We start from the raw sequence: 17,081 nt of genomic DNA on the forward strand, positions 1-17,081 counted from the left end.
CATCATGATGACAAAACGCGATTTCTTCGCGGGCCTGGGACTGGCTGTAGCGCTGGTCGGGCTTGCCTCGGCCGCCTGGGCCTACGAATCCGATGAAGCCGGTGCCAATCTCAACGCGCCGGACTATGTCAGCGAGGGCCAGTACGAGACCGGCCGTCTTGGCGAGGTCGACCAGCCGCAGCCGCAAGGCTTCGATACCGGCTCCAGCTACGGCATCAACGGCGCCTGGCCAACCTATGTGCCGGCGCTCGCCGACGGGGCAGGCAAGCAGAAGGTCCAGGCCTACTGCTCGGTGTGCCACAACACCACCTATATCAGCATGCAGCCGCCGTTACCGAGTGAAAAATGGGCCGAAACGGTGCACAAAATGCTCAACACCTTCGGCGCCAAGCAATATATCCCGAGCGAGGCGGGGCCCGAGATCATCGATTATCTGCAGGCGCACTACACGCCGGAGACGATCGGCAACAACACCTATAGCGACGACACGCAAGGTGGTGATTCGGCCGGCGACTCCAAGCCCAATGGCGCCGACAAATCGAAGACAAATGCGGCAGATGCGGCCGTGGCCCCGGCTGACAGCGACTCGCAGGGCGCCAAGATCTACGCGCAGAACTGCGCGGCCTGCCACCAGGCCAACGGCGCCGGTATTCCGGGTGCCTTTCCGCCCCAGGCCGGACACACGCCCGCGCTGCTGGCGGCCGACGGCGGACGCGACTACCTGGCCCATGTGCTGCTGTTCGGGCTGAACGGGCGGATCACGATCGAGGGCAAGACCTACAACGGACAGATGCCGGCTTGGGGTGCTGCGCTCGACGATGCCGACATCGCGAAGGTGCTTAACTATGTGTTGACGGCCTGGGACAATAACGAGTCACTGCCGTCCGGATTCAAGGCTTATGACGCCGCCGAGATCGCCACGGCACGCAAGACAAAGCTCTCTGGAAAGGATGTACACAACGCGCGCAGCGAGCTTGGGTTGGATGGCGCCGGTAGCGCTGAATCGACAACGTCTCACAAGCAGGCGCCAAGCAAGCCTTCACAGGCGCAAGTCTCGCTTACCACGGCCGTGCCCGAGCCGGTGTACGCGACGTTGCAAAACAGCAGCGCGGTCCAGGGTTTGGGGACAGACAGGCGATGGTCGGATATAGGCAGCGCACATTACGATGCCATTGGCCCGAATGGCCGCGAGTTGCTGGTCGGCAATATAGATACCGGTGCGGTTTATCTTCTGGATACTGCGACTGGCCGTAAGCGAGTGACTTTCGACCTTGGTCAGCCGACTCAGGGCGTTAAAATTTCGCCTGACGGAACGCGTGGCCTCGCTATCGTTCCAGGCGCCGGGATCGCTGCGGTATTTGATCTCAAAGCCGGAAAGTTGATCAAAAAGATCAAGGTCGGAAAAACACCACACAATGCAAAATTCTCCGCCGATGGCTCGACGGCATACGTCACGTTACAAGGTGGCGGCGCGATTGCCACGATCGACATGGAGAGCCTGCAAAAGACCGGTGAGATACCGGTCGCCGGCATGGCTCAGCCGCATAATCTTGATTTGTCGGCCGACGGCAAGCGCCTTTGGGTACGCGACTTCATCGGGCATGTGGCGGTAGTCAACATCGCTAGTGCCGAAGTGCTGGCACGGATCGATATCGGCCCAAGCCACGGCGGTATCGATGTCGTGCCCGGTGGTCGTCTAGTGGCCACCGATGCTATCGGCGGCCGTAGCGTCGTTCTTATCAATGCCCAGACTTACGAAAAGGTTGCAACTATCGACGTCGGTCAAGGCCCACATGGCGTGCGCGCGAGCGCCGACGGACGTTGGCTTTATGTCGGCGTTACCGGCGAAAACAAGGTAGCGGTCATTGATCTTGCGAAACACAGTGTCGTGAGGGATATCGGGACCGACGGCGAGTTTCCATTTTGGCTCGCGGTTGCTGGCAATTCATGAAACGGCCAACCGATATTAGTTAATTGAGTCTGTATAGCGCGTGCGAAGGAAATGCCGGTATGTTCTTGAAGTACCGGCCTCGACGGTAGCTTAGTGGAAAACTTTGAAGTGCTCGGTGGTGGTAGCATCCTATTCACGATCGTCGATATAGAAAATTGAAGATATAGAGCAGCGTTTTTACAAAGAAGGTCAAGTGCGCTTATTGACCCTGGTAGTCGATAGTAAATGTCCGCTTTGGGTCGATTCCTGTCGTTAGCAGACTGCGACCTACCGCTGGCCGCTCTTAGCACTACTCCTAAACTCTCACCAGCGGCAATCTACTGACCGTAGGAACCCCGATATTCGAACCCCGAACTCGCGCGCATCGTGAGCGGCTCTATTTCGATGCAACGGCAATCGCATGGTTACTTTGGTCGGTCATGAAGGCGATCTCACCGATCTGCTTTGGGATCTGATTCGGCTCGATTACGACGCGATCGACGCATACGACGCGGCGATCGAGCGGCTCGAGGACACGCGGGCAAAGGAAGCCCTAGCGTCGTTCCGCAAGGATCACGAACGCCATATAAGCGATTTGACACCTCATCTGCGCGATATGGGCGGCGACGTGCCTACGGGTAGCGGCCCGAAGAGTCTGTTGACTCAAGGCAAGGTCAAGTTCGCCAACATCGGTGGCGATTCCGCGATTCTCACGGCCATGGCGACGAACGAGGTGGAAACCGAAGCTGCCTATCGCACGGCCAGTGCGCGTACCGATATCGACGATCGACTCCGCGCCAAGCTTGAGGAAGCCATGGCAGACGAGGCGCGTCACAAACAGTGGATGAAAGAGCGCGCGTAGTACCTCACGCGTCAGTTTCGCTGTGCAACTCTTCCTTTCAAATACCGAGGACTCACTATGTTCCGTCATTCTTCCAAGCTTCAGTACCCGGTCAAGGTAGACAAGCCCGACCCGCAGTTCGCCATGCTGCTCCAGCAGGCGATCGGCGGTGTCGAGGGCGAGATCCGCGTGGCCATGCAGTATTTCTTCCAGGCCATGGGCGCCCGCGGCGACGATCGGATCCGCGATCTGCTGATGTCCACGGCCACCGAAGAGCTGTCGCATATCGAGATGCTCGGCCATGCGGTCGCGCTCAATCTCGAAGGTGCGCCGCTGTCCTATCAGGAGGAATCCGCCAAGGACCCGGTCATCAACGCCATCCTCGGCGGCATGAACCCGCGGCACCTGCTCTCATCGGGCCTGTCGGCGATGCCGGTCAACGCCAACGGCGTGCCGTTCGACATGAGCCATGTCTATGCCACCGGCAATATCGGGGCCGACATGATGTGCAACGTGGCAGCCGAGGCCGGCGGCCGGGTGCTTGCCTCGCGGCTCTACAACTGGACCGACGACAAGGGCATGAAGGACTTTCTGTCGTTCCTGATCGCCCGCGATACTTACCACCAGCAGCAGTGGCTGGCGATCATCGAAGAACTGGGCGGCATGGAAGAACAGCTGCCGATTCCCAACTCCACGCCCGACGACCACGAAGCCAAGGAGCATTCCTACTACTACCTCAACACCCTGCTGGACAAGCAGGCGCCGGAAGGCCGCTGGAGCCAGGGTCCCTCGCTGGACGGGCGTAGCGAATACTCGATGAAGCAGGAGCCCGAGCCGCTGGGTCAGGAACCCTCGCTCGGCAAGGCGCGTGAAGGCGCGCGTGCCCAGAAGGAACAGATGTAGTTCCGGTACGACAGGCTGCCGCGCCGGCTACCGCCGGCGCGGCAGTTTTTTTGCTTAACTCGCCGGCGTTTGCGCCAGCGGTCAGCCTGAAGATTGCTATCCCCATGTGGCAGTGGATTAACCAGAACGCGCAAGCGCTATCCTTTTTTGCCAGCGTCGGTACGCTCGGCGTGTGGCTGTTCTATGCGCACCTGCTCTATGCCGGTTTTCGTCGCCAGCGCCAGGCTCGAATCCTGATCAATCAGGGGTGGGGGCAACAGGTCGATTCGGTGTGCCTGATCAGCAACATGAGTCAGGAGCCGATCTATATTCACAGCATCAATCTGACCATTCGAGCCAGCGATAACGAATATACCGAGTCGGTGACCGACTTCGACAATGCGAAGCCGAAAGATAGCGAGGACCGGCCGCAGGAAATTACACGGCAGGGCCCGCTACGTCCGGGCGAGCAGATCAATCTCGGCACCTTCCGCTCGTTGCTTCGACAGACGGCAGAGCGACACAAGGAATTGAGCGCCGACGAGTCGCAGCTGCTACGCGACCTCGACGTGAACAACTTCAAGATCACCGTCATCGCCAGCTATGGCCCCGAAGGCGGGATTATAGGCGCGCAACGCAAATTCCTCGTTCGAGGCGACGACAACCAGCTACTCCGACCGGTTGCGATCAACACGAAGCGGATGGCCAAACGCTCGGCGCGCCAGAAGCTCCAGAGTTGGTTAAAGCAGCAGATCTAATTGACCATGTAGATAGCGCACGACTTGTTAGTTCACTAATAGCCATACCTGTATCGCGAATGTTTCGCTAAGCTTCATTCCGGAGTGCGGCCATGCGCGGACAACCATCGGATACGGGCTATGACCAGGCGACAAAAAGAATTAACGGGTCTCGCTCTGGGCGAGGTTCTTGATGCAGCCGCCGAACGAATACACGAGATGCGCCAGTGGCTCGCCTCCGACGACCCTGCCGCAGCTGCACATTTCTTCGCGGCCATCGAAGACGCAGAGCAGGCCCTGAAGTTCGCCAGGCACACCGCGTTTGAGCCCCTTAAAGACCAGGATGGCAAACCCCGCTTCAGGAGTGGGATTGTATGCAGCGCCAGCCCTTTACCTGCCGCGCGAGACGTGGCCGGTATGCGCGTTGATAAAGCTGAAGCTACTGGTGATCCAACCTAAAGCGCGACGACGGGCGACGAAAAGCGTCGATAGCGGCGCGTTGTTCTGTTCAGGCCGCTAATCTTGAGCCGGAGGCAGTTCCAGCCACGCCGGCAGCGGATCTCGTTCTGGAGCGAACAAATGCTCGACCAGCTTCACGATCGCGACATCGCGCTCATCGCCCACGAACTCCTCGAGTAGTGCGCTAGCGGGCTGGCGGGCATTGAACTTCGTGTCGAGGCGCGACAACGCCCCCTGGTAGATCGCTCGCAGCTCCTCGTTATCCAGGCGCGGGCCTATCTCGGCTGGAACGCCCAGGTACTGCTGCAGATCATCCCTATCCCGCATGAATCGACTTCCTTGCTAGATCGACCGTGAACACGTCTATTCCGCTCGTTCTGCCTGCCTGAGTCAACGCTAGGACTGTCACGACAGATGCCCCCGTACGGTGTCCGAGGGAAGCGCACAGCAAGATCCCGTCGCCGTGCGCTCGTTCGAGCGATCATATAGCTTTATGTGAACGCATTGCGTTTGTAGCCTTTCTATGGAAGACGTCACTGCCGTTGAACGCGTCCTCGGACTCGAACACTCCGAACGCTCATCCGTGCTGCTCATGGCTGAGCGCATACAGCGCGGGTTCCCGGTGAACACGCTCATGCACCTGCAACGCGCCGTGGCACCCGAAGACAAGGGGTTCGTGCATCGCATCGTCGCGCGGCCCACGCTTCAGCGCCGGCGCAAGATGCAGCAACCCCTGAATCCTTACGACAGCGAGAGGGCGTATCGCGTCGCGCGAGCCTGGACGGCAGCGGTTCGTGTCTACCAGGACGCTGAAACCGCCAGGGCCTTCCTCGAGCGTAAACACCCCTTGCTCGACGACCAGGCACCGATGACAGTCGCGATGCAGAACAGCGCCGGTCTGGAAGCCGTTGAGGATCTGCTGGGACAGCTGGAGCATGGCAGCGCCCTGTGAGCGACCAGCGGCTCGATTAAGTGCTTGATCGTCATCCAGTGCGCGCTAGCGGGTAATGGATTATGCTAGCACTGCAAGCAATGCGCAGGAGTGCTAGCAGTGTCAGCCGTCACCATTCGCAACCTTTCCGAAGAAACGCACCGTGCGCTCAAGGTGCGAGCTGCAAAGCACGGCCGCAGCATGGAAGCTGAACTGCGCGCCATTCTCGAAAGTGCCGTGCGCCCGAAGACGCGCCTTGGCACAGCGCTCGCCGAGTTCGGCCGAGAAATGGGCGGCGTGGAGTTGCCGACGAACCGCGACGATTCACCCCTCGAGCCAGCGGCGTTCGAGTGATCATTCTCGATACCAACGTCGTCTCAGAACCCATGAAGCCCCAGGCGAACCCGCTGGTAACGCAGTGGCTGGATCGCCAAGCGCCCGAGACGCTCTACCTTACGGCCGTCAACCTGGCTGAACTGTTGGCGGGCGTGGAGCAGATGCCGGTAGGCCAACGCCAGAATGATCTGCGGCATGGCCTGAGCCGTTTGTTACGGACGTTGTTCGACGAGCGCATTTTGCCGTTCGACCAGCGGGAGGCTGAGGTGTTCGCTCAGATGAGTGCAACGGTCAGGGCCGGCGGTCGTGTATTGCCTATGGCTGATGGTCAGATCGCCGCGATTGCCGCGACGCACGGTTTCAGCGTCGCAACGCGCGACATCGAACCGTTCGCGGCTGCTGGGGTGCCCGTCATCAACCCGTGGGCCGAGTAGGGCGGCGTTCGCGTATGAAGGCCATGACCGCCACGAGCGATACCCATGTGCAGCTCAGCCCCCGCTAATCCCAGACCGGCGTGCCCGGAGTGCGAGGAACCGCTGGTGCTCGAGGATGCCTCGGCCGACCACTACCACTGGCGCTGTCGTGAGCCGTTCTGCAAGGGCGCGCGTCTGATAGCTCGGAGCGAACAGCTTACGGGCGATGCCATTGCCCGCGACATGGCGGATAAGCGATCCCGCGTCGGCATATTCGCGACCAGCGATGAACGGCGGAAGGAACAAGCCGCATTTCGCCGTGTGGCATCCACGCTGCGTGCGGATCACCCGTTGTATCGATACCTCTCCGAAAAGGAACGCGAGGCGATGGCCACGGCCGCCGGCGCGCTTCGCCGGCTGGCGCGTGCCACGGAGACAGCCAAGGACATCATGACGCGGCGTGAGTCGCACGAACGAAAAGAACGTGAGCAGCGCAAGCGCGTCGAGAACGAACAGGCGTTTCAGACGATCATCGCCCAGGAGTTCGACCCCGACACGGTTCTGCTTCGCTGTGAGGCCATGGCCGACCTTTTCGATATGCGCGACCTCTACGGTGCGGATATACGGAGCGAGGTGAATTACTTCCGACGAAAACCCGATAAGGCGAGTTGGAGCCAGCTCGTACAGCGGATCGGGGGACGTTTGACGGGTGATATGTTTGCAGGTGGGTGGACGCTCGACTTCGAAGGCTACTGGCGCCAGTGGAAAGCAAAGCGTCGCGTTCGGGATGCGATCAGTCAGGCCCAGAACAAAGGCATGAGAGAAGGTGATCCCGATGCGTGAAATCGCTGACAGCAGCCACGAGCTGGTACCCGCGCTGACAACGCCGCACGAGCACGCGCCGCCGGAGCGGCTTATCCGTGCCGAAACCGACGAACAGGCAGTCGCTGCCTGGCTGCAAGCGCGCGCCGCGAACAGCGAGTCCACCTTCGATCGCTACCAACGCGAAGCTCGGCGATTCCTCGAATACATCCAGAAGCGCGGCCGCTCGCTCAACATGGTCACGATCGAGGACGTGCGGGCCTACGAGCAGGATCTGTTGGCCGGTAAGGTCACAGGCAAGCCGCGTAGCCGCGCGGCCGTCGATGGCGTGTTCTCCGTACTGGCTTCCCTGACGGGCCTGCTTTCCGCTGCCGGCTATCTGCGAGCGAACGTTCTCGTGCTGCGCAGCAAGCGTAAGAAGAAGGAGGGCGGGGTGCGCGTCGAGCGGTTCTTGTCGAACGAGGAGCTACGTGTGCTGTTCGACGAGGCCGCGACATTGAGCGGCGCCCCGCGCGACGAACGCATTCGCTTCACGCTCGTGTGGTTTCTATCGACCGGATCGCGAATCAGCGAGACACTCAAGGCGCCGATGAACAGCGTCTATCTCGCCCAGGAGGCCGGACACTCCGAATGGGTCTGGCGTGTTGTGCGCAAGGGCGACGTGGAAATGGACGTGCCATTGCGACACGACGCCATTGACGGCCTTGTTCGGTATCGACGCTCACTGGGTCTGCCGCACTATCCGGCGCCCGATCAGGAGGAAGGGTTCCTGGTGTGGCCGCTACGCGGCAAGTCCGAAGCGCCGCTGTATCGCGGCACGATCAGTCAGGAGCTCAAGGTGTTCTTCGAGCGTGCAGCGCAGCGCCTGGATAGCGTGGGGCAACGCCGGCACATGGAACAGGCGACAACGCACTGGCTACGGCACACCGCGGCCACACAGCTGCTGGACGCGGGCACGTCTATCCGGTTCGTGTCCTGGTTGCTCGGGCACGCCAGCCAGTCGATCACCTCAAGGATCTACGATCATGCGGACCGAGCCACATGGCGGCGAGAGCTGTTACGCGGGCGAGATTACAAGGTGAGCATAAAACCTGGCCATGAAAGAGAGCCCACGTAAATATTTATCTTCGAAAGCGAACGCGACGGGTGGCAGTGGCCGATCATCAGGCCGTTATCACCGGGTCAGGCGTTGCCGCCGTTCAGTATCCGAAGTTCGAGAGCGTGAACATCTCGCTGAACAACCGAAAGAACGCCACATCGGGCTCATACGATGGGTTCAAATTCGCCAAGTACGCACCGCATTGTCTCACCGATCTCCAGTATCGCTTCAATCGACGCTACGACCTGCGGGCGATCCTAGGTCATGTGAACGGTGATACGGCACGGACAAAACCCTAGCCCGAACGCCTTCTTGGAATAGCAGAGTTTCGGGCCTAATCAAGCTCCTTTGTCTTACCGCTATTGCCTTTAAGCATTGGAGCGCCAAACAATGGCATGATTTTAGGAGTTTATCCCGAAAGTGCGCCTGCGTTCAAAACAACATTTCGCATAGTGAATCACGATGGGACACTTCTGATTAGTAACTCTATGATTAGAAATAAAGTAGTTCGCGCGACGTCTCTATGTGCCCCGTGCGCATTCCAATATCAGTAAAACTCTAGCTTTGCGGTTTATTTATTAAATGTGCTAACCGTGCTGTTCCATAACCAGAAAGGAGTTGGAAGTGCGTCAGTTAAATTTGTTGATCGTGACTTTAACCTTGTCTATGTCGGTCACAACCGTCTGCGCGTAGACTAGCGATGCCGGGCGAGTAGCAGACAGCTATACAACGGTGGAAAGCACGGGTGAAACGCTCCTACATCGCACGCTCGTGTTGCCAAGTCTTGATAATGGCGATGATGAGATCTATCAACAGACTTTGCGACAGAATGGAGACGGTTCGCTCACCACAGTTCCTACGATGGTGTCACCGAAACTAAAGAAACGACATGAAAAGATATGTGCGGCCATGGGCGGCAAAGATGCGTCTGACCAAGGAGTCACAACAATTTCCAGCGACATGGTCGATGCGTATCAGTGCGACCTCCCACCTACTAAAAGCGGGCTGGACGGAAGCCAGTCATCCGCGAATGAGGTCTCGCCTGAAGCGACCGCAGCGGGCGGCAGCACAATAACCCAGATTAGTGGTACTGGAATAACCAACGCGTCGCCGGGTCAAAATATTAACCAAACCGGAGCCTATGCGGTTTCCTGGTTTGGTGGCTCCGTTACAGTGCGGGCGAATTTGAATGCAGGATTTTGCCGTTATAACAACCAGCAATTCTACCCGGGACCTTCAGGTAGCAACAGTCGTGCATTCGGAGGGGTATGCCAAGTCGGCCGAGCAACTGAGCCAGGCACAATTCAGACTGTCGTTCAAGCCTGCCCATCAACTGGTTCGTGCCGCAGCGCGACAGGCGCAATTATTGTTCAATAATTTCGTAACTGATTACTCTGAGGGCGCAGAAGTTCGTAGACCTAGGGTAATTAGCATTGGCGCTTGTTTGGCCGATCGACGCGAGAGACGACTGTAGAAAAATTCCTTACTTAATAGGCTCGAAGCTCACCAGGTCTGTACGACTGCGGTTAGAGCGTCTGCATACGCGGTAGTACGCGCTTCACCATCTTTACATCGTTAGAAAGCTTCGGAGGCGTACTGACGGGAGTCCGATGAGTTTCGAGCCTAATCAGGTAGTAAGGTGTGCTGCGCTATGTGTGAGTCCTGCGCGCCCGCTTGGCGGGCGTTCGCTGCTGATATTCACCGATATACAGAACTGCACCATTGTCGAAGATCACTCGTAGCTTGGCGCGCTCGTCATCGGCACTCACCTCAGCCACGCGCTGTCCGATCTGAGCCACTAGCTGTGACGCGAAGCGTTGTTGCCTGCGCGGATACAACAACCCACGACGATAGAGCGAGCTGTTTGTATCGAGGCGGCGATCGCCGCTATCGAACCCTATTACGATCTGACGCTGCTTGAACTCGACCCGCTCAAGTACGGCGCCGATCTGAATGTCGTCGTGCCCGGAACAATTGGTCTGCATCGATCTATAGTCGCGCAACAACCCGGGTTGCGCCAAATTCACCAGGCTTCATAGCTGAGCATCAGATCGGTAATGATCTGGAGGCGATTGCGATCAAGGTGTGCGGCCAATTTACCAGGCTGCTCGGTTTCGCCATGTACGCGACATAGTTCGGCCGCGGATTCGCGATTGAAAGAGCTCAATAGTGCGACGATGAACTGCCTCTCGCCGGCGGAGAAAATGGCCGCACTGATCGCGGTCGTGTCAGGCCCGAGCTGGTTCTTGTCGGTGGCCGAATCGATCGATTCAGCATCGATCTTGAAAACTGTGGGCCGGCGGCGCGCACCGCCACCTTCCAGGTATCCAGAAAGATGCTGCGTGCGTCATTGGCCTAGCGCATCGCACTGGCCATGCGTTGAAGGAAATGCGGACTGTCGCCGAACGCCACCCGGCCATCCGGCAGCGCCAGTTCCCAGCTGCCATCGGGCAATTGCACAGGCTTAGACATTGGTCGTTTCTCCTGCGTTCGATTCGGACAATCCAGCGCTTAAATCTCTCAACGGCACGCGGTAGACATTCTGTTCGCTATCGACGAGATACATATGTGCACGGTTAGCGGCTACGATACGAAACGCGCCCTGCGCATCAAGTGCTAGGTGGCCGGGTATCGGGCCACGCGCTTTGTTGACCGTAGCCATAATGTCCGCTAATGCAGCTTCGCTCGGCCGTGCCAGAAACTGGCGAACCTGCTTATTCGGCGTGAGCGCGAGGTTAACGCCCTTAAATGTTACACGCGTATTCACTGGATCCGCAGGCAGGCAAAAGCGGTAGGGCGCCCGATAGCGCCACGCGTGCCAGTGCTCGACAAGTAGGGTCTCGATCGCCAGATCGTCACGCCTGGCTCGCGTACTCTCTCCGAGGATAAAGTCGCCCAGCGAGCCGATCGCCGGCATCGGCTCCGGCACGATCAGGGGCAGGGCGGTCTTTACCAGCCGCCGGCGGCCGCTGAAGTTCACAATATTCGCGACGGGATTCGGGGCGACGGGCTTACGGATGACCACCACCTCGTTCGGATCGAACCCGGCAAGCATCGCTAGCTCAGCCTCGATGTGGACGTGTCCATGGGTGCGGTTCTGTCTTTCCAGCCGCGCCATCAGCGCACCGATGCGCAGCTGCTCGATGCCATGACTATGCCCTGTCCAGCTCAGCCCTACGCGGCGTAGAGGCGACTCGAGCGCGTGCCACTCGCGATAGGCTTGCAAGCGATTGAGATGGGCCCAGTCGGGTAGATTCCCGCGCCAGGTGTACCAACCGCTGGTGCCAAAGGCCGACATCGCCGCGCGCAGTTCACGCTTGCGCGTATTCAGTTCGTTTACGACGTCCTGCACGTCGCCATCGACCACGAGCACACCCGGACAACGCACCGTGGCCATGGGGTGCTGGCATTCCGAATAGTCGAGTGCGGCCAGTGCTGCCAGCGCGGCTTGTATGCCAGCATCATTCGAACGCAACGTAACTCCGGTCGTAGGCGGCAGCGGCTCACGCTCATCCTGTACCGGGATTTCGAACACCGTGGCATCCACGGCGCAAGCGCGCAGTCGGTCTAGGGCATTGCGCGTTGCTTCTCGTACGGCCTGCGTGGCTGCGATCGCCGCCATACGCGCTTGGTTGTCGTTCGCTCCCGCCATGCCGCAACTCCAGTTCAAATCAAGCGCAATTTATACCATCCCCAAAAGCGAAGCGCTCCAACCCTGCGGGTTGGGTCCGCTCTTGCGTCATAGCGAGCTGGTGGGGACTTTACGTCTTCCTTATTGGCTCTTTTATCAATCTATTCGGGCCGACCTAGAACCGCACCAGCAAGTTGACGGGAGGTCAGTATCAACACAATAAGTCGGCGAGCAAAAGTGGTTACGCAACCGGATTGGCGGTCAGTCTCGATTTGGGGGATGGTATAAACCCGCGAGAGGGTTCGTCCTGAAAGGGGACTGAAGAGCCGGGTGTGTGGCGTCAGCAAATGCCGGCGATAAGTTGGCAAATCACGCGTTTTACGATCGTATGTTGAGCCCAGATTCCGCTAGTCTGACCGCAATCTCGTTCGTCTAGAACGATACGCCGCCTGCGTATGTAACAAGGCCTCGATAGCTGATCGAGTAATAAGCAACAGCACGACGAACCCTGTTGGGGTGGTGATGCCGCCCCAACAGGGGAGCTGCGTCTCCATCCCGACGGTACTTCACCGCGCGGGACGCCGCGATTCCGGTGATTACAACGCCGGGACGCCGGTTACGGAGGTGCGAAATGAGACTGCGGTTTCGAAGGCATGTGCGCGACAGTCTTGCCACTCAGCTCATCAGGCTTGCCTGGTGGATAGTGGGTGGCACCGGCCTCAGCACGGTCTTCTTCACGAGTCCAGCCTGGGTTATCGGTACAACCGTATGCGCCTGGATCGCCCTACAGGCGATCGCTCATGCGCTGCTGGCGCTCGACGATGACGAAGCAGACCGACAATGAATGCCTCATCTGAAAAGATGGGGCCCCTACAGGCACGGTTTTGCTATTCTCATCCTGAAAGCTCGTAGCGGAGACATGCTATGGCGACATATGTGATCGTGGCGATCCAGATCCTTGCCGTTCTTCTTGGTGTTGGTGTGCTGTATATATCAGTAATTTCCAAACGCGAAGAGCTGCAAGCACGTCAACGTCGTGACGACTCGTCCAAACACTCACGATTGGACGATTGTACGTCCCGACCTGGAAGCTGATGAAAGACCGGCCCGGGGCACTATCAAGTGCCTCGGGTTTTTTTGTCTAACGCCTCAGCTCAGTGCTGGCTCGGCGCATCCTTTAGCTGCTGCATCTTGTATCGCGCAAAGGTCCGCATTGTGTCGCCGAGTCGACTAGAGCCGATTGCATCCATGGCATCGGATACACCTGCGACGTATTGGTCGAAGCACACGCGCGCCAGTTCGGCGCTATTTTCCCCCTGTTTACCTGCGTCATGGCAGATGGCCGCCTTCTCGGAAACCAAACGCTGGCATACGCTGATGACGTCCTCCACGGACGCTCGTACCTCGGGCAAACTATTCCCCATTTTCTTACCCTTTCTTGAACCGACAATATCGGCGGTTCGTTCAGGCTGACGACCTCGATTCATTAGAGCGAGGCCACGCGAGCACTGTCGTAGGATGACAATACGCGAGTCACATACGATTTTGTTTCATCGGGGCAATGTCGATCGATCCAATCCAAAACTTCGCCGCGGGTAAGCATCTGAGGCGGCTTGGCATGCAGCATTCTCCCGATGCCCCAATTGTACGCGGCTAGTACAAGTGGGATGCGCACCTCACGCGCATAATCGCTGAAATATTGGCGCTCGAGCAGCTGGAGATACGCCGTTCCTAACCAAACGTTGATGTCCGGGCGCATCAGACTGGCTTGGGTAGGCTGCCCAGCACGGCCATAAAGGTGCGCATAGGCATCGGCCGCGCCGCCGTCAGGAACGAGTTGCATCAGGCCAATCGCATTCGCACTACTTACAACGTCGGCTCGATAATTACTCTCTCGATAGATCACCGCATCGACGAGAAAGGCATCCATGCCCAGTGCCTTCGAAACACGAGCGATCAGCGATCCATAACGTCCTGCTGGGACAGCGGCGCGCTCCTGCACCGCGATGTCGGGAAAAATCGCTCTGACCTCGCTTTCAGTTAGACCAGTCAAATCACTGGCGGAAGCGCTGTTGATAGCAGTCAACAGAAACGCCGCGTAGATTCCAGCGCGCATCATCGTGGACATATCTCAGATCCAATCGAGTTTTATAAGCACGGCCGCAGACGGCCTATAACAGCCAGCCAAGCAACGCTGCACCGATGCCGATGCCCAGCGAGTAACCCAATTCGCGTACCCCGCCAGTGCTGTAGAGACACAGCGAGTAACGTCCGCCGAACGGGTTGAGCAATGGAATGCCGCTCATTGAACCCATATCGACAAAGATATGGAGCGCGCCTGACAAGCTGAAACCGAGCCATTGGTAAGCGAATAGCAGACCCCAGCCTTGGGTCTGAGCGAGCGCAATGACGCCGCCGCATATAAATGCGATCCACAACCAGGGCGAATGAGTCACGGTTCGATGCGGCAAGAGCGATACACGACCGATAAGCCGCCCGAAAAGAGGAAATTCCATCTGGTCAGGAGCCGACGCGCCAAAAATCAGGCCACTGGCGCACGCCATGGCGAGCCCGGTAAGAGGCGGATCTGACATATCGCCCGACGCGCCGGCCGCGGCAAACCAATCCAGGGTCTCCAAGATGCCCAGTTGGGGATCGTCACCAGCAAGCAACCGGTACGCGAGGACGCTGAATCCGGCCGACGTCACGAAATGGCCAAACTTCGTCACGGTGCTGCTGCGAGTCGTACAGCATCCATCCCGCGGGGCGTAATTCGCCACTGGCCGTCGGCACTCCAGATCGCTTCACCTTTCACTGCCAGACACGACAGCAACGCGTGCACGCGACTCTCATGTCGCGTGAAGCTGACTTTCTGAACGAGCGTACTCAGAACGCTCGAATTCTGTTCGAGCAGAACAAGGATTTCGTATTCGCGTGCCCGGGGCTGCGGTGTCTTGGTTTTCATGCGGCAAAGACTAGCCGCGTCACAGCCAGGCCAGGGGTGTGAAAAACGTCAATTTCGAGCGTTTTACGAGACCAGGGAGCAAAGCCTTGCGATAGACACTAGCCGCACCCCTGAAAAATCTATTCCAAGATGCTGAATCCCGATCGCGAATCTCGCTTCATCAACTCGACTACAGTGATGGCCATCCTGGCTCTGGCCGTTCTCAGTGCGTTGCTCCTTTGTGCGGCGTTTACCGCCGGAGCGCTCACGACCCGTCTCTATCACCTCGAGTCGCAAGCGAATACGTCGGCACTAGCACCAATCGATGATGAACAGCTCGAGGCTCTGATTAAGAAACTCATCGGCGTTGCGATGGAAGCGGCTGGTACCGATGACGAAGCGCTGGACCGACGCGTGCGAGAGTCGATTCGCAAGATCGCCCAGTCGAGCGCGGAGAAGCACGGCCAACGACGGATCGTTCCGAGTGCCGGCAACACGCTGGGCACCCCGGTTTCTCGCGTACGGGCCGTCGATAGCGAACGCGACCATATTCTCGGCGACCCAAATGCACCGGTCAGTCTGATCGTTTACGACGATTTCGAATGCCCATTCTGTAAGCGGCATCAGGACACGATCAAACGTGTGCCGGATCTCTACGACGGCCGCGTCAATGTGGTGCTGCGCCACCTCCCGCTGGCCATGCACAACCCGGTCGCACAGGACGAAGCGTTGCTCAGCAAATGCGTCGCCCGCCAAGGCGGTAACAATGCCTTCTGGCAGTTTGTCGATTCAGTTTTCGAGCACAGTGGCGGCAACGGTCGCGGCCTATCACGACAGGCAGTGGATACCGCCATCACGCAACTTGATCTCGATCCTCAGGATATTCGGGATTGCGTCGACGACAATCGTGCCGAGCTGATCGCGGAGGTCGATGCTGACGTGCACGAAGCATCTGTTATCGGTGTTCAAGGCACCCCCGGCAATGTCGTCATCAACAATAGTAGCGGCCAAGCGCTCCGACTAAACGGTGCTCGGCCACTGGCGCATTTCTCCCCGCTGTTCGAACAGATGCTCGGTGGGGCCTAAATATGGCTATCCATGCAACTGGGGCATTCGTCGTAGGTTGCACAACGCTGTGCCTCTCCCTGGCAGCGACAGCAGCTGATCTGAACGGGATCGAAAATCACGGCTTCTATGGCAAGCACGCCGAAGGCTGGTTTTGGTACGAGCCGGAACCTGAACCGATCGAGCCCGACCCGATCGAAGAACCCGAGGCGGCGGTGGTCGAGGCCTCGCCGACAGCTCGGCCGGAGCCAGAGCCATCGGGCCCTGAGCCACTGTCCTCGGCCTGGTTGGCGGTCAATCTGCCTAAGTACAGACAAAAGGCCATTGACGCGCCGACCGAAACGAATATCCGAGCCTACCTTTACCTACAGCGTGTCTCGATGGACAAGGCCGAGCGTTTTGCAACGGCCACGCAGCGGGTCGTCAACGGTGACGCTCTGCTCGACGAGTACGCTCAATACCCACAAGGAACGGCCTTCATTCAGACAATGCAGCAACAGGCCACGCTGACCCAGGATGATTTGCTCCGGGAGATGTCCGGTCAGACGGGGTTGATGTTCTTTTTCGAGTCGAATTGTGGCTACTGCGCCATGCAGGTTTCCGTGCTCAAGACGCTCGAACGTCTCTATGGGACGCGGATCGTTCCCGTTTCGACCGACGGGCTGCCATTGCCGGGCAATCCGTTTCCCGATTTCGTGCCCGATCGCGGCGTAGCGAAGCAGCTCAGGATACGAACGACGCCCGCTCTCGTACTAGCCCATCCTCCGAACGGTATGCAGGTCGTAGCACACGGGCTCATGAGCGTCGAGGAACTCAAGGCCCGAATGCTGGCAGTCGCGGCACAACGCGGCTGGATCAGCCCGGCCCGCTATCAGCAGACACGTCCTTCTACTAAGCACCGGGGTGATTTTGCTGAGATCGCAGTCAGCGAAGAGGTCACAGCAAGCCCCGCACGATTGGTCGAGTCAATCGACAATGCCACCCGGTAAGC

20 protein-coding genes are annotated in these 17,081 nt (G+C 58.6%); 13 read left to right on the plus strand and 7 right to left on the minus strand.

The window, feature by feature from the left end; genetic code table 11:
- The first annotated feature begins 4 nt into the window (after window positions 1-4).
- The 5 genes from T31B1_RS18945 (at window position 5) to T31B1_RS18965 (ending at window position 4,849) form a co-directional block, all read left to right on the plus strand.
- Complete coding sequence (locus T31B1_RS18945) at window positions 5-1,951, plus strand: c-type cytochrome (protein WP_209064285.1); 1,947 nt, start codon at window positions 5-7, stop codon at window positions 1,949-1,951.
- A gap of 400 nt (window positions 1,952-2,351) precedes the next feature.
- Window positions 2,352-2,792: a DUF2383 domain-containing protein gene (locus tag T31B1_RS18950; RefSeq protein WP_353111843.1), complete on the plus strand. Its 441-nt coding sequence runs from the start codon at window positions 2,352-2,354 to the stop codon at window positions 2,790-2,792.
- Between the two features lie 57 nt (window positions 2,793-2,849).
- On the plus strand, window positions 2,850-3,674 hold the full coding sequence (locus tag T31B1_RS18955) for a manganese catalase family protein (RefSeq protein WP_293624180.1): 825 nt from the start codon (window positions 2,850-2,852) through the stop codon (window positions 3,672-3,674).
- Window positions 3,675-3,778: 104 nt separating this feature from the next.
- Window positions 3,779-4,411, plus strand: coding sequence for a hypothetical protein (locus tag T31B1_RS18960; protein ID WP_353251097.1), 633 nt, complete (start codon window positions 3,779-3,781; stop codon window positions 4,409-4,411).
- Window positions 4,412-4,531: 120 nt separating this feature from the next.
- Window positions 4,532-4,849: a hypothetical protein gene (locus T31B1_RS18965; protein WP_353251098.1), complete on the plus strand. Its 318-nt coding sequence runs from the start codon at window positions 4,532-4,534 to the stop codon at window positions 4,847-4,849.
- Between the two features lie 57 nt (window positions 4,850-4,906).
- Here the strand turns inward: T31B1_RS18965 and T31B1_RS18970 are convergent, their stop codons facing one another.
- A complete protein-coding gene (locus T31B1_RS18970) occupies window positions 4,907-5,176 on the minus strand; it encodes a hypothetical protein (RefSeq protein ID WP_353251099.1) in 270 nt (89 codons plus the stop codon).
- Window positions 5,177-5,372: 196 nt separating this feature from the next.
- Here T31B1_RS18970 and T31B1_RS18975 point away from each other — a divergent pair, with 196 nt between their 5' ends.
- The 6 genes from T31B1_RS18975 (at window position 5,373) to T31B1_RS20085 (ending at window position 8,749) form a co-directional block, all read left to right on the plus strand.
- Window positions 5,373-5,801, plus strand: a complete 429-nt coding sequence (locus tag T31B1_RS18975; RefSeq protein WP_353251100.1) for an Xre family toxin-antitoxin system antitoxin — start codon at window positions 5,373-5,375, stop codon at window positions 5,799-5,801.
- Between the two features lie 99 nt (window positions 5,802-5,900).
- The gene (locus T31B1_RS18980) at window positions 5,901-6,134 is read left to right on the plus strand and encodes a FitA-like ribbon-helix-helix domain-containing protein (protein ID WP_353251101.1); all 234 of its coding nucleotides are present in this window, start codon (window positions 5,901-5,903) and stop codon (window positions 6,132-6,134) included.
- The gene (locus tag T31B1_RS18985; RefSeq protein ID WP_353251102.1) at window positions 6,131-6,550 is read left to right on the plus strand and encodes a type II toxin-antitoxin system VapC family toxin; all 420 of its coding nucleotides are present in this window, start codon (window positions 6,131-6,133) and stop codon (window positions 6,548-6,550) included. The genes T31B1_RS18980 and T31B1_RS18985 overlap by 4 nt, the downstream gene beginning before the upstream one ends.
- A gap of 45 nt (window positions 6,551-6,595) precedes the next feature.
- Window positions 6,596-7,372, plus strand: coding sequence for a hypothetical protein (locus T31B1_RS18990; protein ID WP_353251103.1), 777 nt, complete (start codon window positions 6,596-6,598; stop codon window positions 7,370-7,372).
- Window positions 7,365-8,468 carry a tyrosine-type recombinase/integrase gene (locus T31B1_RS18995; RefSeq protein ID WP_353251104.1) on the plus strand — a complete coding sequence of 368 codons (1,104 nt, stop codon included), beginning with the start codon at window positions 7,365-7,367 and terminating at the stop codon, window positions 8,466-8,468. Before T31B1_RS18990 ends, T31B1_RS18995 begins: the two co-directional genes overlap by 8 nt.
- 35 nt (window positions 8,469-8,503) lie before the next feature.
- Window positions 8,504-8,749 (plus strand): hypothetical protein, encoded by a 246-nt coding sequence (locus T31B1_RS20085; RefSeq protein WP_502951046.1) that lies wholly within the window; start codon window positions 8,504-8,506, stop codon window positions 8,747-8,749.
- 1,350 nt (window positions 8,750-10,099) lie between these two features.
- On the opposite strand, the gene T31B1_RS19005 is transcribed toward T31B1_RS20085, so the two are convergent.
- The 6 genes from T31B1_RS19005 to T31B1_RS19030 form a co-directional block, all read right to left on the minus strand.
- On the minus strand, window positions 10,100-10,477 hold the full coding sequence (locus tag T31B1_RS19005; protein ID WP_353251105.1) for a hypothetical protein: 378 nt from the start codon (window positions 10,475-10,477) through the stop codon (window positions 10,100-10,102).
- Window positions 10,478-10,914: 437 nt separating this feature from the next.
- Window positions 10,915-12,102 (minus strand): DNA replication terminus site-binding protein, encoded by a 1,188-nt coding sequence (locus tag T31B1_RS19010; protein WP_353251106.1) that lies wholly within the window; start codon window positions 12,100-12,102, stop codon window positions 10,915-10,917.
- 1,133 nt (window positions 12,103-13,235) lie between these two features.
- Window positions 13,236-13,472, minus strand: coding sequence for a hypothetical protein (locus tag T31B1_RS19015; RefSeq protein ID WP_353251107.1), 237 nt, complete (start codon window positions 13,470-13,472; stop codon window positions 13,236-13,238).
- Window positions 13,473-13,567: 95 nt separating this feature from the next.
- Complete coding sequence (locus T31B1_RS19020; protein ID WP_353251108.1) at window positions 13,568-14,209, minus strand: transglycosylase SLT domain-containing protein; 642 nt, start codon at window positions 14,207-14,209, stop codon at window positions 13,568-13,570.
- A gap of 43 nt (window positions 14,210-14,252) precedes the next feature.
- Window positions 14,253-14,810 carry a metal-dependent hydrolase gene (locus T31B1_RS19025; protein ID WP_353251109.1) on the minus strand — a complete coding sequence of 186 codons (558 nt, stop codon included), beginning with the start codon at window positions 14,808-14,810 and terminating at the stop codon, window positions 14,253-14,255.
- A complete protein-coding gene (locus tag T31B1_RS19030; protein WP_353251110.1) occupies window positions 14,807-15,046 on the minus strand; it encodes a hypothetical protein in 240 nt (79 codons plus the stop codon). The genes T31B1_RS19025 and T31B1_RS19030 overlap by 4 nt, the downstream gene beginning before the upstream one ends.
- Window positions 15,047-15,175: 129 nt before the next feature.
- Here T31B1_RS19030 and T31B1_RS19035 point away from each other — a divergent pair, with 129 nt between their 5' ends.
- A complete protein-coding gene (locus T31B1_RS19035) occupies window positions 15,176-16,111 on the plus strand; it encodes a DsbA family protein (RefSeq protein WP_353251111.1) in 936 nt (311 codons plus the stop codon).
- Window positions 16,112-16,113: 2 nt separating this feature from the next.
- Window positions 16,114-17,079, plus strand: a complete 966-nt coding sequence (traF, locus tag T31B1_RS19040; protein ID WP_353251112.1) for a conjugal transfer protein TraF — start codon at window positions 16,114-16,116, stop codon at window positions 17,077-17,079.
- Window positions 17,080-17,081 lie beyond the last annotated feature (2 nt).

Origin of the sequence: Salinisphaera sp. T31B1 (genome assembly GCF_040361275.1) — a bacterium.
In the GTDB taxonomy this organism is placed as follows: Bacteria; Pseudomonadota; Gammaproteobacteria; order Nevskiales; family Salinisphaeraceae; genus Salinisphaera.

Excerpts from the sequence above, each read along its gene's own strand:
- T31B1_RS18945 (WP_209064285.1), top strand. The coding sequence starts at position 5 with ATGATGACAAAACGCGATTTCTTCGCGGGCCTGGGACTGGCTGTAGCG.
- T31B1_RS18950 (WP_353111843.1), top strand. The coding sequence starts at position 2,352 with ATGGTTACTTTGGTCGGTCATGAAGGCGATCTCACCGATCTGCTTTGG.
- T31B1_RS18955 (WP_293624180.1), top strand. The coding sequence starts at position 2,850 with ATGTTCCGTCATTCTTCCAAGCTTCAGTACCCGGTCAAGGTAGACAAG.
- T31B1_RS18960 (WP_353251097.1), top strand. The coding sequence starts at position 3,779 with ATGTGGCAGTGGATTAACCAGAACGCGCAAGCGCTATCCTTTTTTGCC.
- T31B1_RS18965 (WP_353251098.1), top strand. The coding sequence starts at position 4,532 with ATGACCAGGCGACAAAAAGAATTAACGGGTCTCGCTCTGGGCGAGGTT.
- T31B1_RS18970 (WP_353251099.1), bottom strand. The coding sequence starts at position 5,176 with ATGCGGGATAGGGATGATCTGCAGCAGTACCTGGGCGTTCCAGCCGAG.
- T31B1_RS18975 (WP_353251100.1), top strand. The coding sequence starts at position 5,373 with ATGGAAGACGTCACTGCCGTTGAACGCGTCCTCGGACTCGAACACTCC.
- T31B1_RS18990 (WP_353251103.1), top strand. The coding sequence starts at position 6,596 with ATGTGCAGCTCAGCCCCCGCTAATCCCAGACCGGCGTGCCCGGAGTGC.
- T31B1_RS18995 (WP_353251104.1), top strand. The coding sequence starts at position 7,365 with ATGCGTGAAATCGCTGACAGCAGCCACGAGCTGGTACCCGCGCTGACA.
- T31B1_RS19010 (WP_353251106.1), bottom strand. The coding sequence starts at position 12,102 with ATGGCGGGAGCGAACGACAACCAAGCGCGTATGGCGGCGATCGCAGCC.
- T31B1_RS19020 (WP_353251108.1), bottom strand. The coding sequence starts at position 14,209 with ATGTCCACGATGATGCGCGCTGGAATCTACGCGGCGTTTCTGTTGACT.
- T31B1_RS19030 (WP_353251110.1), bottom strand. The coding sequence starts at position 15,046 with ATGAAAACCAAGACACCGCAGCCCCGGGCACGCGAATACGAAATCCTT.
- T31B1_RS19035 (WP_353251111.1), top strand. The coding sequence starts at position 15,176 with ATGCTGAATCCCGATCGCGAATCTCGCTTCATCAACTCGACTACAGTG.
- traF (WP_353251112.1), top strand. The coding sequence starts at position 16,114 with ATGGCTATCCATGCAACTGGGGCATTCGTCGTAGGTTGCACAACGCTG.